General features: G+C 62.4%; 12 protein-coding genes and 1 pseudogene. 3 read left to right on the top strand and 10 right to left on the bottom strand.

The window, feature by feature from the left end; all coding sequences use genetic code 11:
- Positions 1–130: 130 nt before the first annotated feature.
- The 4 genes from AZKH_RS27190 to AZKH_RS27185 all read right to left on the bottom strand — a co-directional run bounded on the left by AZKH_RS27190 (position 131) and on the right by AZKH_RS27185 (position 4,053).
- Positions 131–937, bottom strand: coding sequence for an NUDIX domain-containing protein (locus AZKH_RS27190; protein WP_015434971.1), 807 nt, complete (start codon positions 935–937; stop codon positions 131–133).
- A 1-nt stretch (position 938) separates the two neighbouring features.
- The gene (locus AZKH_RS06600) at positions 939–1,868 is read right to left on the bottom strand and encodes a 5'-nucleotidase (protein ID WP_015434970.1); all 930 of its coding nucleotides are present in this window, start codon (positions 1,866–1,868) and stop codon (positions 939–941) included.
- A 13-nt stretch (positions 1,869–1,881) separates the two neighbouring features.
- Positions 1,882–3,189 (bottom strand): DUF2130 domain-containing protein, encoded by a 1,308-nt coding sequence (locus tag AZKH_RS06595; protein WP_015434969.1) that lies wholly within the window; start codon positions 3,187–3,189, stop codon positions 1,882–1,884.
- 426 nt (positions 3,190–3,615) lie between these two features.
- Entirely contained in the window at positions 3,616–4,053 is a 438-nt protein-coding gene (locus AZKH_RS27185) for a hypothetical protein (protein ID WP_156822049.1), read from the bottom strand.
- 100 nt (positions 4,054–4,153) lie between these two features.
- On the opposite strand from AZKH_RS27185, the gene AZKH_RS27180 reads away from it, so the two are divergent.
- Complete coding sequence (locus AZKH_RS27180; protein ID WP_015434966.1) at positions 4,154–6,154, top strand: tyrosine-type recombinase/integrase; 2,001 nt, start codon at positions 4,154–4,156, stop codon at positions 6,152–6,154.
- A gap of 522 nt (positions 6,155–6,676) precedes the next feature.
- On the opposite strand, the pseudogene AZKH_RS06580 reads toward AZKH_RS27180, so the two are convergent.
- The 6 genes and pseudogenes from AZKH_RS06580 to AZKH_RS06555 all read right to left on the bottom strand — a co-directional run.
- Positions 6,677–7,270 (bottom strand): annotated as a pseudogene (locus AZKH_RS06580) (tyrosine-type recombinase/integrase); the annotation flags it as partial.
- Between the two features lie 387 nt (positions 7,271–7,657).
- Positions 7,658–8,518: a DUF4344 domain-containing metallopeptidase gene (locus AZKH_RS06575; protein WP_015434964.1), complete on the bottom strand. Its 861-nt coding sequence runs from the start codon at positions 8,516–8,518 to the stop codon at positions 7,658–7,660.
- Positions 8,519–8,660: 142 nt separating this feature from the next.
- The gene (locus tag AZKH_RS06570) at positions 8,661–9,980 is read right to left on the bottom strand and encodes a site-specific integrase (protein WP_015434963.1); all 1,320 of its coding nucleotides are present in this window, start codon (positions 9,978–9,980) and stop codon (positions 8,661–8,663) included.
- 160 nt (positions 9,981–10,140) lie between these two features.
- Positions 10,141–10,464, bottom strand: coding sequence for a flagellar hook-basal body complex protein FliE (fliE, locus tag AZKH_RS06565; RefSeq protein ID WP_015434962.1), 324 nt, complete (start codon positions 10,462–10,464; stop codon positions 10,141–10,143).
- Between the two features lie 109 nt (positions 10,465–10,573).
- A complete protein-coding gene (locus AZKH_RS06560) occupies positions 10,574–11,995 on the bottom strand; it encodes a sigma-54 dependent transcriptional regulator (RefSeq protein WP_015434961.1) in 1,422 nt (473 codons plus the stop codon).
- Between the two features lie 2 nt (positions 11,996–11,997).
- Entirely contained in the window at positions 11,998–13,164 is a 1,167-nt protein-coding gene (locus tag AZKH_RS06555; RefSeq protein ID WP_015434960.1) for a PAS domain-containing sensor histidine kinase, read from the bottom strand.
- Positions 13,165–13,332: 168 nt separating this feature from the next.
- On the opposite strand from AZKH_RS06555, the gene fliF reads away from it, so the two are divergent.
- Positions 13,333–14,994, top strand: a complete 1,662-nt coding sequence (gene fliF / locus AZKH_RS06550) for a flagellar basal-body MS-ring/collar protein FliF (protein WP_015434959.1) — start codon at positions 13,333–13,335, stop codon at positions 14,992–14,994.
- On the top strand, positions 14,991–15,992 hold the full coding sequence (fliG, locus tag AZKH_RS06545; RefSeq protein ID WP_015434958.1) for a flagellar motor switch protein FliG: 1,002 nt from the start codon (positions 14,991–14,993) through the stop codon (positions 15,990–15,992). Before fliF ends, fliG begins: the two co-directional genes overlap by 4 nt.
- Positions 15,993–16,018 lie beyond the last annotated feature (26 nt).

Raw genomic sequence — 16,018 nt, 5'->3', positions numbered from 1 at the left:
AGGGTAAATTTTGTGCGCAGCCCACAATGCTATCTACGAGCGCGCGACACCCCGTATCCGCCCAACTGAATACGGCCGCAGCGCACTTTGTGAGCGCGCTGCGCCACCCGTCGTAGTTGGGACCCTGCGTTTACTGCCCCCTAGCAAGCCGCCGCACCAAACTCTCGATGCGCGCCACATCCTCGGCGTCATTGGTGTTCCCGTATTGCTCTCGGTCACGATTCACTTTCGCATGGGTCGCGCGAAGCCCGGCCCCGTCCGGCACGAAATGAACCTGGTCAATGCAGAAGCCAGTCCAGCTACGATGCTGATACAAGGTATTGTCATCGAAGTACGCGAACCATTTCTCCTCCATCTCGGCCGGGATATATCCCAGGCGCACTTGTGCTGCCTCGTCAGCCGTGAGTGTAAAGTCGAGCTGCAAAGTCACGTGCTGAGCGGGCATGTCGACCGTCTTCCAGTCCAACTTCTTGGCGCCCTCCGAGGATGGCAGCAGCCCAGTGTCATTGGCGTCGAACCAGGCCTTGGCCGCATCCAACACGGCAAGGTCTCGCGCCCGGCCCTTCACATTGGTGCTCTTCGAAATCAAGGATGCAGCAGTATCGAAGTCTGCCCAGCGCGTGCTACGCGTTTCCCAATGCGTGCGGCCCTGCTCTCCGGAGTGGCGCATCACGAAATAGACGCTGCTGCCCCATCCGCTATGGAACACACCGGGAAGGATACCAACGATTTCGACGGGATAACCTGTCTCTTCGCGAACCTCACGAAGAGCCGTCTCGACCGGGCTCTCGCCTGGGTCCGAGGTTCCCTTCGCAAACGTCCATACGTAGCCGTCCCAGTGATTGGCGGGTTCGCGTAGCAGGACCTTGCCGGTCCTCGTGAGCAGAATGCCGCCATAGGATTTTGCGTGTGGAATAGGCGAACTGAAAGCACTCATTTCAAGACGCCTCCACCTCGTCGACGACCACCACATCGTTCTTTACGCCGTAGAGGACCTGCCCGGCTGGTGCCACCAGTGCCGCGGACTCACAATGAGCGGCTTGGTCGTCAAAGAAGAAATCGGGCTCGAATTCGTTGAGGAAGGGACCTTTGGGGAGCCCCCCAAGGAACATCGCCTCGTCCACCCCAATGTTCCAGTCCATCAGCGTCCGGATGGCACGCTCGTGTGCAGGGGCGCTTCGCGCGGTCACCAATGCGGTACGGATGCGCATCGGCACACCCGACCCCACGGTCTGCAACTGGTGCAAGGCCGCGAGAAATGGCTTGAAGGGGCCCGACGGGAGCGGAATCTTGGCCTTCGCGACCTCGTGCGCCTGAAACTGACTCAAGTCCCCGAGATGGAAGATGCGCTCGGCCTCGTCGCTAAACAGCACCGAGTCGCCATCGAAAGCAATCCGAATTTCCCCTGGATTCCGTTGCGCGTCAGCGACCGATTGGGGATACACCTGGGCGGCGGGGAAATGGTGATTGAGCGCTTCGCGGACATCCTCCCCGTTTGCGGAGAGGAAGAGGTTTGCGTTGAGCGGCTTGAGGTAGCGATGCGGCGGCGCGCCCCGCGTAAAGATACCTCGCTCGAGTGTTAGCCCGTGGTGTGTGGCCGAGGCGAAGACGCGCAAACCACTTGCGGGGTCATTGCGCGAGAGGATAGCCACCTCTACGCGCTGCTGGTCGGGCGTATTGAACGCAAGCAGCTTCTTGATGAGGGCGAAAGCGACACCCGGCTCCGCCGGTTGGTCGAGGCGCTCGAGCTGCAACTGCATGTAGCGGCTATCGTTGGCCGCATCGAACACCTCGTTCTCCTCCTCGAAGTTGAACAGAGCACGCGATGAGATGGCCACAACCAGTTTGCCGTCAAGTGATGCTGCCATTGAGATTCTCCTGTTACAGCTCAGCCAGTTCTACATCCGTGGCCCCTTCGGGTAGCCGCGCAATGTCATCCAATTGTGGCAACGCATTTTGGGCGATGGCCTGCAGCTCGCCGCACATACCCATCATGCTCACCGAAACCCGTTCAATCTGGGTTTCACGCTTCTTCCAAATACGCTGCATCGCGGATTTCTCCGCGTCGAGGTCCTTCTTCATGGCAACAAATGCTTCGACCACGGTGCGGACTTTTTGCACGAACTGCGGCGAGGAAAGGTAATCGTAGAGCAACGCCATCTTTTCCTGGCGTCCCTCGTTCGATGCGCGTGCCTTCTGCAGCTCCACGAGAAGAACGCGAAGAGTTTCGCCTAGTGGACGCATAGCATCAGGCCGCACTACCCAGATACCATTGTGCATCGCAAATGGCTCGTGGATATCCTTTGGCATGGTCGTGGCCACGAGCACTGCGACATCGGCACGGGCCTCTTGCTGGTCGTCCTTCAACTTGGCCACCCAAGCTTCAGACCAGTTGGCGGCCCGCTTGGATTCCCAAATAACCGTGCCGCAGACTTGTCCCATCGGAGTGCGCACCTGCTGCACAACATCCGCCCCACGCTTGCCCTTCGCTACCGGTTGGATATCGTCAAGCGGAAACGCTGCCCGAAGCACTTCCTCAAGTTCAAGTTCCAGCACCTCGCCTTGCAACTGCGCTGAACCTTGCTGTAGCTTGCGATGCAGGTCCTCGTTTGCCTTCTGAGCATCCTCGATTTTCTTTTTGTACTCGGCTTCTACCAACCGAAAGCGTTCCGCCTCGGCGCCACGAATGGCGTGCTCAAGTTCGCCCCGGGCCTCATCTAGCCTGCGCTGCAATTGAAGCTCCATCTCCTGCCGGGCATCCTCGAGCGCCTTCTTTTCCTTCCTCAGCTGCAGCTCCTGCGCACGGAATTCCCTGAGCTTTGCTTCCTTCTGTTCAAGGTCTGCCAGCAGAGTCTTCTGATGCTCAGCAACCTCCTCAATCGCCTTGGTGCGCGCCTCTTGAATAAGTACATCAAGGCGCGACTTGCTTTCAGCAAGCTTCCGGTCTCGCTCGGTCAGTTCATCCTTCAGCGATTCGAGCTGCGTATTGAATTTGCGCGAAAGTCGGCGCTCTGCGTCCTGCGCGAGTTCATCGCGCAGCTCACTTTCGCGAACCTTGAGAACCGCCTCGAGTTCCTGCTCATAGTGCTCGATAGTTTGGCGAGTGATGCCCTGAGACAGCGGAAAACTCTGCGCGCAATGCGGACAGCAGACCGGCTCGTCAGCAGCGAGGATGATTTTATGGACCATATCGGCGTGACCTCCAACGATGGACGATGCGTCAAGAATATCCCCCGCACTAGCTCACCACGTGAGCCTCCATACTTAAGAGGTACAGTTTCCAGTACGTACCCCGCCCGTGGTGACGGCCAACTCAGCGTGCACGGTGGCCCGCCTGGGCCTTGCAACAATGGATTAAGGCGACCGGAGCCGACATCGTCGTCGTGCAGTTCGCGCCCCCGGGCGACCTTCACCTCGCGGCAGTTACTAGGCAACGCCCAGCGCAGCGGCGCGATTTCTGTGCCACTCGATGCCTAGCGCGAAAGATGCCGCATCGATGATGCCTGCGAGGGGCGCCGCGAAACGCGGATGCCTTATCCCCGCAAGAACTGTCGCCCCTATTCGGGGCGACATGAAGTAGTTCAGAATGATTGCCTCAACGTCCACCGCGCCCCGTCAGTTCAGCCGCAGCACATCTCCCGCCAGCCGATTCGCGACGGTCAGCGAGAGTCCGTCGGCAATCAGTCGATTTGTCAGCAATGTCAGCTCCCGCCGCGCTTGCGAGACGGTTGTGAACAGGTCCTCAAGCGCGGCCGGCGAAAGCTGCTCCAGCGCGTAGGCCATCTCGCGCGGAATCAACGTCGTCCGCCGCCCCACCTGCAACTGCGCCGGACCTTCGTGCTCGTACCGAAGAATGAAGTGCTTACCGCCCACGTCGCATTCGTATGTGTGCATCGCTATTGCCCTCAAAAATGCCAATTGGCTTGAGGTATAGCGAATGCCCCCGAGAAACTCGCTGTTGGGACCGATGACGAAGATATCGCCGGAGGCCGCCGTCCGCTGCCCCTGAACAACTCCCCCTTCGTGACCACCAGTTCTCACCAGAGCAAGCAAACAAACCACACGACGTCGCTATACGAGCTATATCAACCGCTCGAAGTAGTCGTCCTTAACGTCATCGAGACCTCCTGCTTGATAAGAAGGAGGTCTCAAAATGGAACAACAAGCACGTATTTTCAACGCCTTACCGACGCGCCGTTATGCTCTAACGGTGACTGATAACGGCAGCCAGGCCACCCCATTTCGGACCGGCTACACGAGCTCAAACCTGGAGCTCACCGTGAACATCACCTACGAAGAGTTGTGCGCACACTTGCAGGCGCACTTCGGCATCAGCAACGACAAACAGTCTGACCCAGCGAGCAAATCGAGCATTCAGCAGTACCGGAATGTCGTATCGACGCTGAATTCGTTCCTCGCATCGCTCGGGAAGACACTGCAATCCCGTGTCGGAGTGGAATTAGGCTCCGCCTTCGACGAAAAACTGCGGCAATACATCGATGTCATCGACGTAGCCCCCCGAACGAGGCGCGACCGCATTCATCATGTGAAACTCATTCGGCGGGTCTGTGACGCTGCGAGGAAGACCGCAACTGGTGGCGAACCAACCCCAACATTGCTCAGCACTGCCCTTCGGGCTGCCGTAGCCCGAACTGGACTAGCCCCAAAAACCCTTGCGCGAGAAATCGGAGTCAACATTTGTGCCCTCCGGCGCTGGCTTAACGGTTCGCAACCCAACCGGCGAGGTTTCCCAACACTCCGTCGTCTTGAAAAGGCACTCGACCTACCCCGAGACCAACTAGTGGCACTCGTCAAGGAAGAACAAGGCCCCGCACAACAGCCACCTCATCAGATTGCGTTCCGACAGTTACAGCGCGAGCGCGTCTTAAGCACGTATGTGCTGCCCGAAGCGTCTATGCTCCCTGGACTCCTACAGCAATGGCGGGCCTTCTTCGACTATAAGACGACGGTCATCACCAGCTTAAAGCGTGCGAAGGACGCGAAATGGCGAGGCGTTCCACTCGATACGCTCGGCGCGATTTCGAAGCTTGCGCAGCGGGGCTCGTCGGGTTATCCGACGGCCGACATCGTGCTGCAGAAGTTGCGTCAATTTATCGGCTTCATGTCCCTTCCAATCGACTCCGGTGGCTGGGGTCTTGCTGCTGAAGAAGCACAAACAATGGCGTGGTTAGCAAATCCCGAAGCCGTCAATGCATTTCTTCAGTTCATGACCGACCGGAGCGGCGGCCTCAAGCATGGTGGGCAGGCCTCGTTCTGTGCTCTTGTCGCGGCCCTCGTACGTGAAAAAACGGGTTACCTGCGGCAACGCCCCGAGCTCGCCAAGTCGCTCCCCCCTGCCAACCGACCTGAGGATGCAGTCGCGTGGCAGCAGCAGTGCGAACTTACGTTCGAGGTGGTCACGGTATGGAAAGGCGAGTCGCGAGATATGAGCAGGCGCCCGCGAGAACCCATCGCGCATCTACTCGACCTGGAAGACCCCCTCACGCCCGTGCTTGAGGCAATTGCGGCTATCGAGCGCGCCGCGACCAAATATCCGACCGGTAGCGTAGGGGAAGCCCTCCTGATGCGTGACGCGTGCCTACTCGCCCTTCTCGTGTCGAATCCGTTGCGCATTCGGAACTGGCGAGCAATGACATGGCGACCCGACAATACCGGAAATTTGTATCAAGCTGGCGACGGGTGGCATATTCGATTTGCGGGGGACGAATTCAAGAATGGCAAAGGGAATGACACCGGCTCCTACGATGTAACCGTTCCTGCCTGGGTGGTCCCGAAGCTCGCCGCCTATCTCGAAGAGTACAGAGCAACGTTACTGCGAGGGCGTTCGAGTAAATTTCTGTTCGTAAGCTCTCGTTCGCAAGGCGCTTGGAACGGGATTGACCGACGGGTTGCAAAGCTGACCGCCCGCTTTCTTGCCGGGTCGCCGGGGATTGGCCCTCACGCTTTCCGCCACCTCGTCGCGACAACTCTTCTCCGGGAAAAACCGGGCGCGTTCAAGGCAGCTGGGCACCTCTTGAACGACAAGCCAGAAACGGTGCAGCGGGTATACACGCACGTGGACCGTGAGGATTCGTTCGCCCAACACGAAGCCCACATCAACCGTCTCTTACAAAAACTGGGGCAACGCGCGTGATAGCGGACGGGGCGGTCGACTTCGTCCGCCTCGGTGCCAGAGTTTGCCCCTTCTTAGGAAAAGATTCCTTCAGGGGCAAAATAAAATAAGGTAGCCGTCACCGGCGTCCGGTATGCACGAGAACGACCGCCACAGTCCCCGCGGGCCCCACGTCCGTCGCCGCATGTTGGGGCCTCTGCCGCCGTCGCCAGTCACCGACCCAAAGAGCCGTGGCCACCACCCCCGGCCCAAAGCACTGCGGAGTTCGAAACGCCGGCCGACCGAGACAGCGCCCGTGAGCCTAGGAAACTGCGGACGCCGCATCAGTCAATCCGGACCGCCCTAACGGAGGTGGTGCAAGTGAAACTCGAACTTGCATTCAAACATGCTTAAGCTCGAGCTTCACGTTGCATTGGCGCCGGTTCTCGCCGTGTTGATGCTTTGGGTCTAAGCAACCCGAGTGCCGGGCTGGGTTCCAGCCATTCCGGCGCATCCGTTATAGCGAATTCTGCCTTTAACTGCAAACCCGCCCGCCGCTCATTGTCATGCTGTGCGCTGGCGACGCATGCTTTCAAAGCTGATGACGTTCTCCGGTAGCACGGGCGCCGTTTCGCTGTCGCCTTCCCGCGCGGATACGTCGCTCTCACGCGCAGCAACCGTTTCCACGTCCTGCTTGCCTTCGGTTGTGGCGGGGCTCACCGCCGCGCTCACCTCCCCCGACGCCCCCAACTCCGCCAGGTTACTTTGGTACACCCTGCGCAACCGGCGTTTTTCCCGGTCCCACTCGTGGCTGCCGCTGTCGAGCTTCGCGCACAGGTCCATCTTCTCGGCGGTCCGTTCCGGCAGCAGGTGCACGTAACGCAACAACATGCGAGTGTCCCGGTAGCCGGAGACCGCCTGCAGTTCGGGGAGGTCAAAGCGACCCGACTCCGCGAGGCGGCTGATGGCCTCGTGGCGCAGGTCGTGGAACGTGAGGTCCTTGACGCCGCTCACGACGAGAACCGACTTGAAGAACGCTTTCTTCAGCGCGTTTGCGGAAATGCCGAGGACACGGCCGTCCCTGGTCGCGGGCAAGGTGCGCAACACCCGCATCGCGCGCTGGGTGAGCGGCACCTTGCGCGCACGGCCGTTCTTCGTGTCGGGGAGGAACGCAAACGGCGTTCAGCTCGACTGCCCGTGCTTGAGCTCTTGCCAGCAACTGACCGGCGTGCGACCGAGGGCCGATGCAGCGCTTGTCGCAGAAGCCAAAATCCTCTTCGAAGCACTTTTCCCCGGTTTCGTCGTAGCTACGGACTCAGACGCGGGCGGGATGGCACCACTTGCCGCTGAAGCCGCGGGCGTAATGTTTGTTCGAGCCGCGCAGCTCGGCGCAGAAGCTGAGGATGGTGGTGGGGGTGGGTGCGGGGGTGTTCATTGTGTCGCTCCTGAAGTGCGCAGCGTGTGTGTGGGCTGCTTACTTCGTACAGCGACTGCTGGGAGACTTTGGCTCGCACAGACAAAATAGACCAGACCCCGCTCACATGGTTAAAATGAAGAGCGGTATCCCGGCGGCTGAGGTAGCGCGGGCAGCTCGGGAATCGGCGGAAGTTCCGGAAGCGCTGGGCCTCCGGAGTAGCTGGCACCGGGCCGAGGCGCGGGCGGCGCGTACCCGGTGTCAGCACTGACACCGCCACTACTGTGGCTCTTGAGCGCAGCCGCGAAAAGCCGCGGGGTGTTCTGCATCAGCTGGCGATACTCTTCAGCGCACCGCTGCCGCCGGTCCTCGCTCAGCCCGATGTCGTCGGCAAATACTCGCATACCCGCCGGGTCGCGACCGTACCCCCAGCAGACTAGCTGCGCTCTCCGCTGTATGTTCAGGCTGTGCTCTTCGGTGAGCCGCTCCTTACCGAAAACGCGCAACATCCGCGACGGCTCTGCGAAAAAGTTGGTCGCGCCGAGATACATCTGCGGGTTGTTGAGCCGCATGATGAGCCACGCGGCAAACTGGTCAGCGGTGTCTTCTTCTCGCCCCGAGAAAGGTATTTTGTGCCTGTCGATGACCGCGTGCCCTAGCTCGTGCAGCGCGACGAAGAGCACTTCCCCATTTGACGTGCGGTCGATAGCGTCCTGGCTGATGCGGCCTGCAGTGAGCGCTGCCTGCCGCTTCCGGGCGATATTCTGGATAATTTCCTGGCAGTAGGTGATGCTTGATGCGTTGTCCCACCATGCATTTTCTATTCCGCCGCACGGTTTTACCGTCAGCAAGATGGGGCCGTTCGTGTCGATGGTTCTGTTTAGAGGCTCGATGAACTGCGCCAGCGGCGACGGTCCCGCCGCGTTGAGCGTGATTTGAGCACTGGCCGTTGTCGCAAGCCCAGCGCAAAAGAACATGACCGCCGTTCGCATACTCACCTTGGCTACCTAATGTGGGTCTGCACATCTTAGCGCAGCCCGCGTGCCAGCGGCGGCCCATAGGTCGCCTTTTGCCAGCGAGTAGGGCTACTCGCTCAGCCGCCCCCGCATGCAGTTCCTCGACCCGCCCCCTGGCCTATGCCGCGGGGTCGGCCGGCAGCTGCGTAGCAGCAGCCCGGTGCGCGGCGACTAGCCGGTCCACCTCATCTGCCCACTTTTGCAGCAGCGCCCGAATGTCGTCGACGTATTTTTCGCGGTCATACGCTGCCTTGGTCGGGTCCTTCGGCTGATGCGCAAGCGCATACTCAGCGACTACCTCGTCTGCGACGCGCCCCGCGCTGCACCACGTGCGCGCTGTCGCGCGGAATCCATGCACATCCGCGTCGTCTGAGTAGCCGTACCGCACGAGCCACTGATGCAGCGTCGTGCGGCTCATGTGCCCCCGCCCTCGGCGGCCGGGAAAGACATACTCCGCGTTATGCTCGACCCGGTGCTTTTCAGCCTCGCGCAGCAGCGCCACGGCCTGCCGCGACAGCCCGACCGTGTGCTTGATACGATTTTTCATGCGCCACGCTGGTATCGTCCAGTCGCCGGTGTCGAAGTTCACCTCGTCCCAGCGCGCTCCTACAATCTCCGCAGTGCGGCACCACGTCAAAATCAGCAGCTTCATCGCGATTTTTGTGAGCGCGTGAGTCTCCGCAGCTGCGTCCAGCTCCGCCAGCATTCCAGGTACGTCCGCCCGCGCCATCGCCTTCCGCGGTACGACTTTGCGCCCGCGCCTCCGCGGTAGCACGTCTCTCCCCGCGCCGGGCGTGGGATTGCCGGGCGCGTACTCCCGGTTGACCGCCCACTCAAACAGCATTTTTAGGTGGCGCTGGCAGTGTTGCGCTGTGACTGGGACCTTCGCGTCCACGCCGGCGAGCAGCTCGACAAGCTCTTTGCGCCGCACGCTCGCAATCGGCCGCTCGCCAAGGGTCGCGAGGACGTACTTCTCGAGCATGGAGCGCCGATTCTCTGCTGACGTGGCTGCGATATTCCCGTCTGTCTCTGCGCGCCACTTCTCGCAGCACTGCCGGACCGTCATCGCTTTTGCAGCCGCCGCCTCGGCTTCCTCGCGCTGGCGCTCGAGGTAGGCCTTCGGGTGCTCCCCGCGCTCGACAATCCACGCCGCGGCGCGGCTCATTGTGCGCGCCAGGGCTAGGCTCACCTCGGGATACGGCCCGATTGTGTACGTCTGTGGCTTGCCCCCGAGATTAAAACGGTGGCGCCAGACTCGGTGCCCCGTCGGCTGTATACATAGAGTCAGCCCCCCACCGTCAGCGACCTTGCGCTCTTTCGCACCGGGCTTTTCAGATTTGACCTGTCGGTCTGTGAGCGCGCGACGGCACCGGTCGGCCTCGGCAAGCTTGTGCTGGTCAGCGAGCGCAGAGAGTAGAGCGACCGGTGTGGTATCCATCGTGAGCCGCCTGTGGGCAGAAAAGTTACTCTGCCCACCATTCTGCCCACACTTGCCCTGGCTCGCAACGGATTTTGCTGGACAACCTCGGGCGACGGTTTTGCGTACTTCCTTGATTTACAAGGCTCTTAGCCTCGCTATCGGACAACCTTGGACGCCGTTAAACCGGCATGTTCATGATGTCCTGGTAGGCCGATACCAGGCGATTCCGGACCTGGACCATCTGCTGGAATGACAGGTTCGCCTTCTGCAGATTGACCATCACGTCCTGCAGGTTCACGTTAGGATCGCCGGCGGAGAAATCCTGCGCCATCCCACGCGCTTCCTGCTGCGCAGCGCTGACGTCCTTCAACGCGCCCTGCAGCACTTCCGCGAAATCGACGCCACCCGCCGCCTGCGTGCCCTGCGCAGCCGGCTTGCTCGCGGCGGCCTGCGCTGTGGAGCGCAGCTCGCCGATCATCTGGTTGATTCCTCGCGTATCCATAATCTCGACCTCTACGACCGAGTGACCGTAGCTCTCAGTCTAGCAGAGCAATCGTCATGCCATGAGAGAAAATCCGACGTCCGCGCAACTGTCGCACGGCAGTGCGGCATCACACGTCGTAGCCTTCGTCCCGGTACTGTTGCAGCTTATAACGCAAGGTTCGTTCCGAGATGCCGAGCTGCTCGACCGCGCGCTTGCGCGAACCGCCGACACTGCGCAGCGTGGAGAGGATGTGCTCGCGCTCGAGATCCTTCATATTTGCGGGCCGAGCCGCTTCAGATACCGCGGCCGGCGCCACGGGAGCGGCAATTCCTGCCGGTTCGACGGCAATGCTTGCCGGCCCGGGCGGCAAGGCGGCAGAGCTTGCAGAAGCCGTTGCCGCAGGCACTGCGGCCGATTCGACCCAGTTCGGCAGGCACAGACGTACGGTCTCGGCCATGATCGTGTCAGTCGCCGCCAGGATCAGCGCGCGCTGCACCGTATTCTCGAGTTCACGCACGTTCCCCGGCCAGGAGTGGCGGACGAGGATCTGTTCCGCGTCGGCACCGAGACGGGCCGTACGGCGCAGGCGCTCGCCATGCCGCGCAAGGAAATGCCGTGCCAGCGCGAGGATATCGCCGGGACGCTGGCGCAGGCTCGGGATGGCGAGCGGGAAGACGTTGAGGCGGTAGTAGAGGTCTTCGCGGAAACGGCCGGCTGCGACCTCTCCGGACATGTCGCGGTTGCTCGTGGCCAGCACGCGGATGTCGAGCGCAACAGGCTTCTTCCCCCCGACGCGTTCGACTTCGCGCTCCTGCAACACGCGCAGCAGCTTGGCTTGCAGGCCGAGCGGCATTTCGGAGATTTCGTCGAGCAGGATCGTGCCACCCTGGGCCTGTTCGAACTTTCCGGCCTGGGCGGTCTGGGCGCCGGTGAAGGCGCCCTTCTCGTAACCGAAGAGCGTCGCCTCGAGGAGGTTCTCCGGGATCGCGGCGCAATTGATGGCGATGAAGGAGCCGCCGCTGCGCGGCGAATGCGCATGAATGTAGCGCGCGAAGACTTCCTTGCCGGTGCCGGATTCGCCGGTCAGCAATACGGTCGCATCAGTGCCGGCGACCCGCGCGGCGAGCCCGAGGAGATTTCGCGTGTGCGGATCGTCCGCGATCGTATCGTCCTCGCCGGGAGGCTGCGACGCATAGCGGCGCACATGTTCGAGCAGGACTTCCGGCTCGAAGGGTTTCATGAGGAAGTCGCAGGCGCCGCCACGCATCGCGGCGACCGCCTTGTCGACGTCGCCGTACGCCGTCATCAGCAGTACCGGCAATTGCGGCAGCCGTGCGCGCAATTCGCCGAGCAGTTGCAGGCCGTCCATCGGCTGCATTCGCAGATCGGAGACGACGAGATTGAATGCCTGCAGCTCGATCTCGGCGAGCGCAGCGAGACCGCCGTCGACGCCGGTGACGCGATGCCCGCCCATCTCCAGCGTGAGGCAAACGGCGTCGCGCAATGCCGCGTCGTCCTCGACGACGAGAATATTGATCTGTTCGATCATGCTTATGCTCTGGAATCCTTTCCGGTTACGTCTTCGTCGGCTTCGGGCAGCGGCAGGCTCAGCGTGAAGAGCGACCCGTTGCCCGGGCTCGATTCGACCGCGATGTCCCCCCCATGTCCGCGGGCGACGCCACGCGCGATCGCGAGGCCGAGGCCGGTGCCTTCCGCGCGGGTCGTGAAGAACGGGTCGAAGAGGCGAGCCTGATGCGCCGACTCGATGCCGCGCCCGTTGTCGCGGATACGAAAGTGCGCGGTTTCGCCTTCGACGGCCGCCGTCAGCGACACCGCTCCGCCCGCCTCCGTCGCCTGGATCGCATTTTCGAGCAAGTTGGTGAGCGCGCCGCCGAGCGCCTTGCGGTCGCCCAACAGCGCGGTGTCACCGCATTCGCAGGTCGAAGAGAAGACGATCTGGCGCGCGCGGGCCAAAGGCTCGAGCGTATGGACGAGTTCGCCGACGAGGTCGCAGATGCCGAAGCGTTGGCGCCCCAGGCTGTCGCCGCGCGCAAAGAGCAGCATGTCGCGGATCAGGCGTTCGAGATAGCGCAGGCGCTCGATTGCGCGGTCGGCGACGCGCGTGCGGTCGGCCGGGGCGAGTTCGGGCTGGCGCAGGTTGCCGGTGTACAAGAGGGCCGCCGCGAGCGGCGTGCGCAGCTGGTGCGCGAGGCCCGCGACCATCTCGCCCATCGCCGCGAGCCGTTCGTTGCGTTCGGCCTGCACGCGCATGCGGTGGGTGTCGGTAACGTCGTGCAGCAGGATGATGCGCCCTTCCCCCGATTCGAGCGCCGCCTCCGACAGGGACACGCGGCGCGCACCCGCTTCGCTGCCGACAGTGAGTTCGCCCGGCGTTTCGGTCTCGACGAGGCCGGCGGCGCAGGCATTCCAATCCTGACCCGCGAGCCCCTCGCCGAGCAGGGTTTCGGCGGCGCGATTGCACTGTACGATGCGTCCGTTGCGGTCGAGCATCGCGACGCCGGCCGGCAGCGCGCCGAGCAGCACGGTGAGCCGCTCGGTGAGCTGCGCGACCTGGCCCTGCAGCGCGTTGTAGGCGCTCGACAGCTCTTCGGAGGCGCGCGAGAACATCGCAAATGCCTCCGCGAGCTGCGCGGCATCGAGCCGCTGCGCTGCGCCGGGGGCCTGCTCGACCGGGGGCTGTTCTGAGGGCGTGGGCATTGAGCCGATGGAAACCTGTTTTGACGGCTGGCAGATTACGGCGATTCGCGTCTATGGTAACCGGCAAATAGGCGGCAAAAAATGCCGCTTTTCCCTTCTAGCAAATTGACGCGGCAGGAGGACAATGCCGCCATCCGGAAAAGTGTGACCTGATTCAAGGATTCGACCATGGCTACCGCCGACACCGCAGCCCCGGCACCGACACCGGTCCAGCTGCTGTTGCAGCGTATCAACGAGCTGACGCAGCGACAGAAGATCGCGGCCGCCGCAGCCATTGCGATTGCCATCGCGATGCTCGTCGGTGTCTGGCTGTGGACGCGCCAGCCGGAATACGCAGTGCTGTTCTCGAACCTCGAAGAGCGCGACGGCGGCAACATCGTGACCGCGCTGCAGCAGCAGAACGTCCCCTACCGCTTCTCGCCCGGCGGCAACGCCATCCTCGTCCCCGCGAACCAGGTCCACGACGTGCGCCTGCGTCTGGCCGCACAAGGGCTGCCGAAGGGCGGCCTGGTCGGCTTCGAGCTGATGGAGAACCAGAAGCTCGGCGTTTCGCAGTTCCATGAGCAAGTCAATTTCCAGCGCGCGCTCGAAGGCGAACTCGCGCGCACGATCCAATCGATCTCGTCGGTGGCGTCCGCGCGCGTACATCTGGCGATCCCGAAGCAGTCGGGTTTTCTGCGCGACGAGCAGAAGCCGACGGCGTCGGTGATGGTGAATCTCCATCCGGGCCGGACGATGGACGCAGCGCAGGTGGCCGGCATCGTCCACCTCGTGGCATCGAGCGTGCCGCAGCTCGCGAACGACCGCGTGAGCGTCATCGACCAGAACGGCAATCTGCTCACCAGCCGGTCCGACCCCTTGCGCAACGCCGGTCTCGACGCGACGCAGCTCAATTATGTGCGCGAGGTCGAGAACAGCTACATCCGCCGCATCGAGACGATCCTGACCCCGCTCGTCGGCGGCGACAACTTCAAGGCCCAGGTCACGGCGGATGTCGACTTCAACCAGGTCGAGGAGACGGCCGAGACCTTCAAGCCGAACCCGTCGCCCGATCAGGCGATCCGCAGCCAGCAGACATCCGAGCAGTCGGTCCGGGAGCCGGCGGCGCAGGGGGTTCCCGGAGCACTGACCAACCAGCCGCCGGTGCCGGCGACTGCCCCGATCACGTCACCCAATGTCCCCGGTGGCGGCACGGGAGCCGGGGGCACGGCTAATGGCAACCGGGCAGCCACGATCAACTATGAACTCGATCGCACGGTTCAGCACACCAAGCAGTCGGTGGGCCAGGTCAAGCGCTTGTCCGTGGCGATCGTCGTGAACCAGCGCACCGAAACGCTGCCAAATGGTCAGACGCGTCAGGTGGCGCTGAGCGACGACGAGGTCAACCGCATCACCAGTCTCGTGCGTGAAGCGATGGGCTTCAGCCAGAAGCGCGGCGATACGCTCAATGTGTCCAGTGCGCAGTTCGCCGCTGCGAAGGAAGAAGGCCCGGCCGCCGTGCCGATCTGGAAGGATCCGGAAATTCAGGAGATCGGCAAGGAAGTGCTTAAGTACGTCGTGATTCTGGTGGCGCTCGCCTTCGTGTACTTCGGCGTGATCCGCCCGCTGATCCGCAGCGTTGCGCCGGAGAAGGCCGAAGGACCGGAAGCCGGCCGCGAACCCGGCGCAGAAGGCGAGGAGGAAGTCCTCGTCAGCCTGTCTCACGGCGCGGCCGAGCGCACGTTCGATCACAAGCTCGCGGAGGCGAAGGAACTCGCGAAAACGGATCCGAAGGTCATCGCCAACCTGATCAAGGAATGGATGGGGACCAATGAGGAAGGGAAGAAATGACGACGCCTGAGGACGGACTCGAAAAGAGCGCCCTGCTGCTCCTCGCGCTAGGCTCGGACGAGGCGGCCGAAGTGCTCAAGCTGCTGGGGCCGAAGGAGGTACAGAAGCTCGGCATGGCCATGGCGAACCTGCCGGCGCAGCAGCGCTCGCGCGTCGAAGCGGTGCTGGACGAGTTGGATGCGCATCGCGAAAAGGGCGCGCCGGTCGAGGCCGACGAAGAGCAGATCCGTGCGATGCTCACCAAGGCGCTCGGCGACGAGCGTGCCGGTCACATCATCGCGCGTGTGCTGCAGGGCTCGGATACGGCGGGCATCGAAAGCCTGAAGTGGATGGACGCGATCACGGCCGCGGACCTGATCAAGAACGAGCACCCGCAGATCATCGCGACCATTCTCGTGCACCTCGAGTACGACCAGGCGGGCGAGATCCTGAAGCAGTTCACCGACCGTTTGCGCAATGACGTGCTCCTGCGCATCGCGACGCTCGACGGCGTGCAGCCGGCGGCGCTGAAGGAGCTCAACGAAGCCTTGGGCCGGATGTTGTCCGGCGCGTCTGCCGTCAAGAAGGCATCGATGGGCGGCGTGCGTCATGCGGCCGAAATCCTCAACTTCGTCGGCGCTGCAGCGGAGACCGCGGTGCTCGACAACGTCCGCGAGTACGATCCGGATCTCGCGCAGAAGATCCTCGACGAGATGTTCGTGTTCGAAAACATCATGGACATCGACGACCGCGGCGTGCAGACGCTGCTGCGCGAAGTGCAGTCCGACTCGCTGGTCATCGCGCTCAAGGGCGCGGCACCGGATCTGCGCGAGAAGATCTTCAAGAACATGTCGCAGCGCGCCGCCGAAATGCTGCGCGAAGACCTCGAATCGAAGGGCCCGGTGCGCCTGTCCGAAGTCGAAGCCGAGCAGAAGGAAATCCTCAAGGTCGTCCGCCGTCTCGCGGAGGAAGGCCAGATCATGCTGGGCGGCAAGGGAAGCGACGATGCCTTCGTCTGATCTCCGCCCATTCCTCACCCTTAGCC

The organism is Azoarcus sp. KH32C, assembly GCF_000349945.1.
GTDB lineage: Bacteria > Pseudomonadota > Gammaproteobacteria > Burkholderiales > Rhodocyclaceae > Aromatoleum.
The sequence above is the reverse complement of the archived record's forward strand: the minus strand, read 5'-3'. Positions and strand labels throughout refer to the sequence as shown.

Bases quoted from the DNA above. Each gene is read 5' to 3' on its own strand.
- AZKH_RS06595 (WP_015434969.1), bottom strand. From the start codon at position 3,189: ATGGTCCATAAAATCATCCTCGCTGCTGACGAGCCGGTCTGCTGTCCG.
- fliF (WP_015434959.1), top strand. From the start codon at position 13,333: ATGGCTACCGCCGACACCGCAGCCCCGGCACCGACACCGGTCCAGCTG.
- AZKH_RS27180 (WP_015434966.1), top strand. From the start codon at position 4,154: ATGGAACAACAAGCACGTATTTTCAACGCCTTACCGACGCGCCGTTAT.
- fliE (WP_015434962.1), bottom strand. From the start codon at position 10,464: ATGGATACGCGAGGAATCAACCAGATGATCGGCGAGCTGCGCTCCACA.
- AZKH_RS27190 (WP_015434971.1), bottom strand. From the start codon at position 937: ATGAGTGCTTTCAGTTCGCCTATTCCACACGCAAAATCCTATGGCGGC.
- AZKH_RS06600 (WP_015434970.1), bottom strand. From the start codon at position 1,868: ATGGCAGCATCACTTGACGGCAAACTGGTTGTGGCCATCTCATCGCGT.
- AZKH_RS06575 (WP_015434964.1), bottom strand. From the start codon at position 8,518: ATGCGAACGGCGGTCATGTTCTTTTGCGCTGGGCTTGCGACAACGGCC.
- AZKH_RS06555 (WP_015434960.1), bottom strand. From the start codon at position 13,164: ATGCCCACGCCCTCAGAACAGCCCCCGGTCGAGCAGGCCCCCGGCGCA.
- AZKH_RS06570 (WP_015434963.1), bottom strand. From the start codon at position 9,980: ATGGATACCACACCGGTCGCTCTACTCTCTGCGCTCGCTGACCAGCAC.
- AZKH_RS06560 (WP_015434961.1), bottom strand. From the start codon at position 11,995: ATGATCGAACAGATCAATATTCTCGTCGTCGAGGACGACGCGGCATTG.
- fliG (WP_015434958.1), top strand. From the start codon at position 14,991: ATGACGACGCCTGAGGACGGACTCGAAAAGAGCGCCCTGCTGCTCCTC.